The 7,723-nt window shown below is 70.7% G+C and carries 6 protein-coding genes and 1 pseudogene; 6 read left to right on the top strand and 1 reads right to left on the bottom strand.

The features are described 5' to 3' along the window. The coding region (locus AC08OQ_RS15485; protein ID WP_476612143.1) for an FAD-binding and (Fe-S)-binding domain-containing protein at nt 1-1,881 on the top strand (1,881 nt) is incomplete at its 5' end. Here AC08OQ_RS15485 and AC08OQ_RS15480 read toward each other — a convergent pair. Then, the gene (locus tag AC08OQ_RS15480; RefSeq protein WP_476600043.1) at nt 1,865-2,551 is read right to left on the bottom strand and encodes a hypothetical protein; all 687 of its coding nucleotides are present in this window, start codon (nt 2,549-2,551) and stop codon (nt 1,865-1,867) included. The genes AC08OQ_RS15485 and AC08OQ_RS15480 overlap by 17 nt on opposite strands. A gap of 865 nt (nt 2,552-3,416) precedes the next feature. Here AC08OQ_RS15480 and AC08OQ_RS15475 point away from each other — a divergent pair. From AC08OQ_RS15475 to AC08OQ_RS15455, 5 genes and pseudogenes are all read left to right on the top strand, one after another. Further along, entirely contained in the window at nt 3,417-3,698 is a 282-nt protein-coding gene (locus AC08OQ_RS15475; protein WP_476604939.1) for a glycosyltransferase, read from the top strand. Then, complete coding sequence (locus AC08OQ_RS15470; protein ID WP_476600047.1) at nt 3,695-4,567, top strand: GtrA family protein; 873 nt, start codon at nt 3,695-3,697, stop codon at nt 4,565-4,567. Before AC08OQ_RS15475 ends, AC08OQ_RS15470 begins: the two co-directional genes overlap by 4 nt. Further along, nucleotides 4,554-4,730, top strand: a complete 177-nt coding sequence (locus AC08OQ_RS15465; protein WP_462188038.1) for a hypothetical protein — start codon at nt 4,554-4,556, stop codon at nt 4,728-4,730. The genes AC08OQ_RS15470 and AC08OQ_RS15465 overlap by 14 nt, the downstream gene beginning before the upstream one ends. 425 nt (nt 4,731-5,155) lie before the next feature. Beyond that, nucleotides 5,156-6,829, top strand: a pseudogene (locus AC08OQ_RS15460) (glycosyltransferase family 2 protein). Beyond that, the gene (locus AC08OQ_RS15455; protein ID WP_476612142.1) at nt 6,826-7,671 is read left to right on the top strand and encodes a hypothetical protein; all 846 of its coding nucleotides are present in this window, start codon (nt 6,826-6,828) and stop codon (nt 7,669-7,671) included. The pseudogene AC08OQ_RS15460 and the gene AC08OQ_RS15455 overlap by 4 nt, the downstream one beginning before the upstream one ends. Nucleotides 7,672-7,723: the final 52 nt, after the last annotated feature.

Below are 7,723 nucleotides of genomic sequence, written 5' to 3'. Positions count from 1 at the left end.
AGGGCCACCCGGGTGCTGCCCACCGGCCCGCAGACCCGCGCCCTCTGGCGGATCCGCGAGGACGGCGCGGGTCTCGCCGGGCGGACCGCGGCGGGGGAACCGGCCTGGCCCGGCTGGGAGGACGCGGCCGTGCCGCCGCAGCGCCTGGGGGCCTACCTGCGTGACTTCGAGGACCTGCTGCGTGCGCACCGGATCGACGGGGTGCCGTACGGACACTTCGGGGACGGCTGCGTGCACATCCGGCTTGATCTACCGTTGGCGGACGCCCCGGGGCGCCTGCGCCCGTTCCTGACCGAGGCCGCCGACCTGGTCGCCTCCTACGGCGGCTCGATATCCGGTGAGCACGGGGACGGCCGGGCCCGCGGTGAGCTGCTGGCCAGGATGTACTCGCCGGCCGCGCTCGGCGTCTTCGCCGGTTTCAAGGCCCTGTTCGATCCGGACGATCTTCTCAATCCGGGTGTGCTGGTCCGGCCGAGGCCGATCGACGCCGACCTGCGCCTGCCGGCGGCTCGCCCGCTGCCCGCCAGCGGCGGATTCGCCTTCACCGCCGACGCGGGGGAGTTCGGGCGGGCCGTCCACCGCTGCGTCGGGCTGGGCACCTGCCGGGCCGACACGCCGGCGGCCGGCGGCTTCATGTGCCCGTCGTACCTCGCGACGCGCGACGAGAAGGATTCCACCCGCGGCCGGGCCAGGGTGCTGCAGGAGATGGCGAACGGCTCGCTGGTCCGCGGAGGTGCCGGGGGCGCCCGGGCCCCGGAGGTGGCCGAGGTGCTCGACCTGTGCCTGTCGTGCAAGGCGTGCGCGCGCGACTGCGCGGCCGGGGTGGACATGGCGACGTACAAGTCCGAGGTGCTGTTCCGCGCCTACCGGCATCGGCTCCGGCCGGTCAGCCATTACGTGCTCGGCTGGTTGCCCCGCTGGGCCCGGGTCGCCGGGCGGGCGCCACGCCTGGTCAACGCGGTGCTGGCCGGACCGGCGGTGCGACGGCTGCTGCTGCGGGTGGGGGGCATGGACGTGCGCCGCGAGGTGCCGGCCTTCGCCAGGCAACCGTTCAGCCGCTGGTGGCGCGAGCACGGCGGCCCGGACCGGGGAAACGGGTACCTGGCTGACGGGCGGCCGGCTGATGGGCAAGCGGCCCACAGACGCGAGGCCCACAGCCGGGAGGTGGTGCTGTGGATCGACACGTTCACGGAGGCCTTCTCCCCCGAGGTCGGCCGAGCCGCCGTGGCAGTGCTGGCGGACGCCGGCTACCGGATGATCGTGCCGCCGGGCCCCGCGTGCTGTGCTCTCACCTGGATCACCACCGGCCAGCTCGACGGCGCGCGCCGCCGGTTGCGGGCGACCGTCGACCGCCTCGCGCCGTACGCCCGGGCCGGGACGCCGATCGTCGGTCTGGAACCGTCCTGCACGGCGGTGCTGCGCGGCGACCTCGTCGAGCTGCTCGCGGGCGACCCCGCCGCCGCGCTGGTCGCCGGTGCGGTGCGTACCCTCGCCGAGCTGCTCGGCGACACCGTCGGCTGGACTCCGCCGCGCCTCGACGGGGTGCGCGTCCTCGCCCAGCCGCACTGCCACCAGCACGCGGTCATGGGATTCGCCGCCGACCGCGGCCTGCTGGCGGTGGCCGGCGCGGACGTCACCGTCCTCGCCGGGTGCTGCGGCCTGGCCGGCAACTTCGGCATGGAGGCCGGGCACTACGACGTGTCGATGGCGATCGCCGCCCGCACCCTGGGCCCGGCGATCGCTTCGGCTCCCGCGGGCACTGTGCTGCTCGCCGACGGATTCTCCTGCCGGGCCCAGGCCGAACACGTCGCCGCCCGGCGCGGGCGGCATCTCGCCGAGCTGCTCGCCGAGCATCTCGCCGGGCTCAGATCTCCACGGTGAAGACCGTCGCCGGCAGGCCGCCACCGTCGGCGACCGCGGACGGGCCGGCCGGGTTGCCGGCCAGCTCCCCCCGGGGAACGGCGAGCACGACGACGGGGTGGTTACGGGCGAGCTTCGCGACCAGTGGCCGGAGCCGGGCGACCTCCACCCGGGTGTGGCCGACCTGCACGACTCCCGTCATCCCGCCATCGAGGCGGACGAATCCGTCGGGAACGTGCGACCCGGTGTGCAGGGCGGCCTCGTTCTCGTGCCGCCACTGTCGCTCGCTGATCCAGGCCAGCACCCGCGACCCGCCCACCCCGGCGTTCTCGATCCGCAGCCGGGCGCGGGCGACCATGGCGTGGCGCACGGCCCCCGCCGCGCTCGTCGTCGCCCCGTCGGATTCCAGCTCCATCGAACTGGCCAGCCGGGTGCCCTCGGCGGTGAGCCGTACGAGCCGGCCCTGGCCGGCGAGTACGGGATCGGCGGAGGCGACTCCGGCGTTCTCCCATCGCTTCACGACGGCGCGAGCCGCGTTCTTGGAGATCGGGTGTTCCGGGCCGAGAATCTCCGAGATGTCCGATTCGAAGGCGGCTCGCATGTCGAAGATCCATTCGAGGGCGTGGAGATCCCGTTGGTTGAGGCGAACGTGCTCCCTGTCCGCTCTGCTCTTGCGAGGCTGGTCTGACACCGTGCTCCCTGGGGTTTATGGCTGGGAAGTCTATGGGCGCGGGGTTCTGCGGTCGTGATTGTCGTCAACCCGGCCGGGGTGGTTCCACGTGTTGTCGCGATGTGCCGCTCCGTGGGGCCGGGACTTGTAGCCCTATGGAGTCGAAATGAAATAACTTGCGCGTTTCGAACCCTCCACAGGCCTGTGACCTGCGATGATGCTTTCGATCACGTATTTGTTATTTCATTACGTCCCCTATAGGGCCGGGCGGTACCGGTCAACCGGGTTGCCCGGAAGTGTCGGGAAGCGTGCCGGTGGAGTGCGGTGTGCACGGGCGCACCCGGCTTAGCGGGGAGACCGTGTCTCGGAGTGTTCCTGGTGGTCACCCGCCCCCGTCCGCCGACGGCCTGCGGTAATTTTTCGCCCGGCCTTATGACCGTAGGGCCCGGATCGGGCATGGGGTGCCGGTAGATGGCTCGATCCGGGACTTCTCTTATTCTGCTGCCTCTGGGGGAAATTCGTTATGATCACTACAGGAATGTGGCCGTGTGAATGTTGCACTGTATTGTCCGGAATTCGACGGATCGGGATTATCTCGGCACTGACCCGCGTTTCGCGGGTCAGTGGCCCCGGGGGACCCGATGACCTCGACCGGTCAGGGGGGTAGGACCGATCAAGAAAGTAGGACCGATCGGGGAAGCCGGATCGAGCAGGGGAGTGGGGCCGATCGGGGGAGCCGGACCGGGCCGGAGGGCGGACCGGACGACCGCACGGGCCTGCTCCGCCTGCCCGTTCTGCCGCATCCCCGCCCCCGCTGGAGCGTCCCGAGCGGACGGGCGGTTCGGCCGCGGAACCGGTCGGTCCCCGGGTGGACGTTGGTCCCCGGGTGGACGTCGGGCCACAGGTGTCGGTCGTGATACCCACCCGCAACGAGGCGCACAACGTCGAACCGCTGCTGCGGCGCCTCGACGATGCGCTGCACGGCCTGTTCGGAGAAGTGATCTTTGTTGACGACTCCGACGACGGAACACCCGAGGTCATCGCGCGCGTCCGCCCCTCGATGCGGTTACCGGTACGGGTGCACCATCGGACCCCGGCCCAGCGGGTCGGCGGGCTGGGGGCGCGGTCAGCGAGGGCTTCGCGCTCTGTGCCGCACCCTATGCGGTGATCATCGATGGGGACCTCCAGCATCCGCCGGAGACCATCCCGGCGCTGCTCGGCACCGCCGTGGAACATGCCGCCGACGTGGTGATCGGCAGCCGGTACGTGTCCGGCGGCAGCGCATCGGGGCTCGCTGGAAGCATGCGGCACCTGGTCTCGACGGGGTCCAACCGGTTGTGCCGGTGGGTCTTCCCCCGTCGGCTGCGCGGCGTCTCGGACGTGATGAGCGGCTTCTTCCTGGTGCGGGTTGCCGTCGTGGACCGGGCCGGCCTGCGACCGGACGGCTACAAGATCCTGCTGGAGCTGCTCGTCGCGTCCGGACGGCTGCGTGTCCGCGAGATCGGGTACGCCTTCGCCGAGCGGCACGCCGGGACCTCCAACGCCTCGCTGACCGAAGGCGCCCGCTTCGCCCGGCGGCTGTTCGCGTTGCGGGTTCCGAAGCCCGCGCGCTTCGCCCTGGTCGGGGCGTCCGGGACGGTGCCGAACCTGCTTGGCACCGCCGTGCTTCACCACGTCGGCCTGCACTACCTGGCCGCGGCGATCGTCGCGACCCAGATCGCCATCGGCTGGAACTTCCTCGGCTGCGAGCTCCTGGCCTGGGACCGGGAGACGGGTTCCCGGCTGCGTCGCTATCCGGCGTTCGCGCTCATCAACAACCTCGATCTGGTCATCCGGCTGCCACTGCTCGCGGTGCTGGTCGGGCGATGGCATCTCGGCGTCGGCATCTCGACCCTGATGTCCCTGGCCGCCGCGGTGATCGTCCGATACCTGGTGGTGGATCGGCTGGTGTACCGGCGACGGGCGGTGCCTGAGCGGGCGGCGTCGCCGTCGCGCGGAAGGCCGTCGGAGGACGGGGTGCCCGGTGCGGTTTCGTAGCCCACCCGCCGGTGACGGCGTACGCCTCGGCGCCGACGGGGTCCTCATCCGGCTGTTCTGTTCCGGGCATGTGCAGCTCCCCGACGGGCGGATCCTGCTTGCCGGCGGCACCTTGGCGTATTCCACGCCAACGACGAACTACAAGGGAATGGCGAGGAGCTAATTCGCCGATACCACGGTCGCCGAGTACGTGGCCGACCTCCCGAAGCTCGTCGCGGCGAACTGACCCTCCATCCAGGCCGGGGACCGGACCCGCCGCGGTGTCGCCCGCCCGCGGTGCTCCGTGCCCACCCCTTTCAGGCAGGTACAGGTGACATCCGATTCTGATTCTGATGCTGATTCCGATTCCGAAGTCCCGCGTGCGCGGGCGCTCCCCCGCGGTGCGCGTCGGCAGGCCCGTGCGCACCGAGCTCCCCGCGTGCCCCGACGCTCACCTCGGCCGTGGATCGCAGTGGCCGCGAGGTGGGGGGCCGCGGGGTGGGGGCCGCCCTGCACACCACGTCGGCCCTCGTGCTGTCCGAGCTGGCCGGTCTCGACGGGAGCACGTCCTACCTCCTGCCCGGAGCACTCGCGATCGTCCTGCCTCGGATGTTCGGCCGGGGTGGCCGGGGCCGGCGGATCCCGTGGCTCGCCCGGCTCGCGTGCGAGTCGGGCGGCTGGTACGTCTACATGTTCGCCGGTTCGCCGGACATCAGGCTGGTCTCGTACGGCGGTCCGCGCCTGGGCCAGCCGTTCGCCGTGGTGCTGGGCGCGGTGGCGGCGGTGACCGGCGGCTTGGTCCTGTCCCGTCGGTTCCGGGCGCGGGCCCGCGGGTCGACCCCCGGCGCCAGCCGCCGGCGCCGCTGGGTGTGGGCGCTGGTCAGCGTGCCCCTCGCGGTGACGCTGGGGGTGCGTGCGGCCGAGCATCACCACGTCGTGCTGCTCGCCACATGGACGATCGTCTCGCTGCTGATGCTGCTGGTCGCCAGCCTGACTCTCGTGCGCGGCCAGTACAGCTGGCAGCGCCCCGAGCGGGTGCATCACGTGGACCTGACCGGCAACCTCGCGCCCCGCAACCGCTTCTCGCTCATCGTCCCCGCCCGCGACGAGCCGGTGCTCGGGAGGACCCTGACCCAGATTCTTGCCGGCGACTACCCCCACGACCTGGTGGAACTGGTCGTGATGGTGTCCCATGACGAGGTCGACCAGGAGACCCGGCGGGTCGCCGAGGAGATCGCTGGCCGGCATTCCAACGTGCGGGTCGTCGCGCCCGAAGGCAGCCGGCGTAGTAAACCCCTGTCCCTGGAGGACGCCCGCCGGCACTGCACCGGAGACCTGGTCGGCGTCGTCGACGCGGAGTCCCTGATCGCCGGGGGACTCCTGCGTTACGTGAACACGCTGGCCCTGCGCCACGCCGACGTCGGCATCTTCCAGGGCGGCGTGCAGCTCATGAACGCGCGTGCCACGGCGTGGCGGCGCGCCGCGGACCACTCGCCGATGCGGGCGTTCCTCCACTGGTTGGACACGGGCACCTCCTGGTGGCGGGCCCGCAGCTGCCTCGAGTACTACATCTGGTTCATGTCGCGGCTGCGTTTCCAGGCGCGCGCGCGTTTCATCCCACTTGGCGGCAATACGGTGTTCATTCGGCGAACGGTGCTGGAAAGGCTCGGTGGGTAGGACGTCTCCTGCCTCACCGAGGACTGTGACCTCGGGGTGCGGGCCTCGGTCGCCGGAATCCCGACCGCGGTCTTCTACCACCCCGATCTGACGACCCGGGAGGAGACCCCGGAAAGCCTCACGAAACTCGTCGTCCAGCGCACCCGCTGGATGATGGGGTTCATGCAGGTCCTCTTCAAGGGGGACTGGCGGGCGCTTCCGGGAGCACGCCAGCGCATCATGGCGGTGGAGATGCTCACGATGCCGTTCTTCCAGGCACTCGCCGGCGTCCTGCTGCCGGTGTCGCTGGTCCTCACGTTGTTCCTGGCGGCGCCGACCGGTCTGGTCATCGTCTTCTGGCTTCCGTTCGGTGCGACCGTCATGACGGTCTTCTCCGAACAGGCGGCGTTCCGCGAGTTCGCCGAGGCGTACGGGCTCGATCTGCGTCGCTGGGACAGCGTGCGGCTCGTGCCCTGCGCCCCGCTGTACCAGCTCGCGCTTTCCGCCGCCGCAGTGCGCGCCACGGCCCGGTTGCTGCGTGGCTGGGTCGAGTGGGAGAAGACCTCCCACTCCGGGGCCCACCACAGCACCGCCTCCGGCCGCTTCGAGCTGGAGGCGGCGTCGTGACCGCACCCGACGCCGCGAACCCGTACCCCCGACTGCTCGGCCCGCAGACCGCCGTGACCTGGATCGCCGCCCGGGCCGGGGAGCTCGCCGGCCGACTGGTCGGCTGGGCCGGCGCCCGCCGCCGCAGCCTGCTCCTGCTCGCCGTGCTCCTGACGGTGGTGGCGGTGCTGCACGGTTATAACTTCGACGGCTGGCCGGGCCGCGTCACCGACGACGAGGGCACGTATGCCGCCCAGGCGTATTCGATGCAGTACTGGAACCGGATCGCGCATTACACGTACTGGTACGACCATCCGTTCGGCGGATGGCTGTTAATTGCCATCTACACGAAGATCACTGGTGGTTTCAACCGGGCGCCGACGGCGGTCACCGCCGCCCGCGAGCTCATGTTCGGCGTGCATCTGGTGAGCTGCGTGCTACTGTACCGGTTCGGCCGGCTCCTCGGCCTACGACGGTTCTTCGCCGGCCTGGCCCTGCTCGTCTTCTCGCTTTCACCGCTCGCCCTGTGGTATCAGCGGATGGCGTTCCTCGACAACATCGCCGTGATGTGGCTGCTCGCCGCCCTGGTGTGCGCGGCGTCGCCGCGCCGCAGTGCCGCGGCGGCGGCGTTCGCCGGGATCTTCATGGCCTTCGCTTTCTGGTCGAAAGAAACCGTCCTGATCTTCCTCCCGGGGTTGTACGTACTGCTCCGGCAGAATCGTGATCCTCGTAACTGGCGATTCGTGCGGCGCAACTTCATGGGCTGCCTGATCGGCGTGTGCGGTATCTACATCCTGTATGCGGCCGCGAAGAACGAGCTGTTCGAGGGTAAACATTCACGTAGATTCGTGATCTTGCGGTGAGTGGTTGGTGTTGGAGTCGGGTGTGGATGTTGTTCGCCGTTCTGGTGTGTCG

Source organism: Frankia sp. CcCS3 (assembly GCF_977927575.1).
Note: the sequence above shows the minus strand (reverse complement) of the source record. Positions and strands in the feature narration are given on the sequence as shown.